This is a genomic window from Brevibacterium sp. RIT 803 (genome assembly GCF_016892625.1).
Classification (GTDB): domain Bacteria; phylum Actinomycetota; class Actinomycetes; order Actinomycetales; family Brevibacteriaceae; genus Brevibacterium.
Window position 1 is genome coordinate 1 of the sequence record NZ_JAFEMW010000009.1, and the last position, 1,753, is coordinate 1,753.

The window sequence follows — 1,753 nt, forward strand, 5'->3', positions numbered from 1 at the left end:
ATCACGAATGGATGCTGCGTTGGGGTTCTGATGTGTGCTCCTTAGAAAGGAGGTGATCCAGCCGCACCTTCCGGTACGGCTACCTTGTTACGACTTAGTCCCAATTGCCAGTCCCACCTTAGACGGCCCCCTCCCACAAGGGGTTGGGCCACCGGCTTCGGGTGTTACCGACTTTCGTGACTTGACGGGCGGTGTGTACAAGGCCCGGGAACGTATTCACCGCAGCGTTGCTGATCTGCGATTACTAGCGACTCCGACTTCACGTAGTCGAATTGCAGACTACGATCCGAACTGAGACTGGCTTTAAGGGATTCGCTAAAACCTCGCGGTCTCGCATCTCTCTGTACCAGCCATTGTAGCATGCGTGAAGCCCAAGACATAAAGGGCATGATGATTTGACGTCATCCCCACCTTCCTCCGAGTTGACCCCGGCAGTCTCCTATGAGTTCCCACCATCACGTGCTGGCAACATAGAACGAGGGTTGCGCTCGTTGCGGGACTTAACCCAACATCTCACGACACGAGCTGACGACAACCATGCACCACCTGTACACCAACCTCAAAGAGGAGGACCTGTTTCCAGGACGGTCTGGTGTATGTCAAGCCTTGGTAAGGTTCTTCGCGTTGCATCGAATTAATCCGCATGCTCCGCCGCTTGTGCGGGCCCCCGTCAATTCCTTTGAGTTTTAGCCTTGCGACCGTACTCCCCAGGCGGGGCACTTAATGCGTTAGCTACGGCGCGGAGAACGTGGAATGTCCCCCACACCTAGTGCCCAACGTTTACGGCATGGACTACCAGGGTATCTAATCCTGTTCGCTCCCCATGCTTTCGCTCCTCAGTGTCAGTTACAGCCCAGAGTCCCGCCTTCGCCACCGGTGTTCCTCCTGATATCTGCGCATTTCACCGCTACACCAGGAATTCCAGACTCCCCTACTGCACTCTAGTCAGCCCGTACCCACTGCACGCGCAACGTTAAGCGTTGCGTTTCCACAGCAGACGTGACCAACCACCTACGAGCTCTTTACGCCCAATAATTCCGGACAACGCTTGTACCCTACGTATTACCGCGGCTGCTGGCACGTAGTTAGCCGGTACTTCTTCTGCAGGTACCGTCACCGATCAAGGCTTCTTCCCTGCTGAAAGCGGTTTACAACCCGAAGGCCGTCATCCCGCACGCTGCGTCGCTGCATCAGGGTTTCCCCCATTGTGCAATATTCCCCACTGCTGCCTCCCGTAGGAGTCTGGGCCGTGTCTCAGTCCCAGTGTGGCCGGTCGCCCTCTCAGGCCGGCTACCCGTCGTCGTCTTGGTGAGCCATTACCTCACCAACAAACTGATAGGCCGCGAGCCCATCCCCAACCGAAAAAACTTTCCACCAACACTCATGCGAGCGTTGGTCATATCCGGTATTAGACCCAGTTTCCCGGGCTTATCCCGAAGTCGGGGGCAGGTTACTCACGTGTTACTCACCCGTTCGCCACTCATCCACCCACAGCAAGCTGCGGGCTTCAGCGTTCGACTTGCATGTGTTAAGCACGCAGCCAGCGTTCGTCCTGAGCCAGGATCAAACTCTCCATAAAAAAATTATGTTACGAATGAATCCCAGCAAGACAGCCAACCAAGAATCACGGGGTGACCTCAGTTGACCAAAAAATCATGTCCACACACGCTGGCGTCACCACCCCGGTCAGGGGGTGGAGACATGTGTGTGAACATGTGATTGTCTTACCAGAAAAATAATGTTTCTGGCATCA

General features: G+C 55.3%; 1 rRNA gene. It reads right to left on the minus strand.

The features are described from left to right. Window positions 1–45 precede the first annotated feature (45 nt). A 16S ribosomal RNA gene (locus JTF07_RS20195) occupies window positions 46–1,579 on the minus strand. Window positions 1,580–1,753 lie beyond the last annotated feature (174 nt).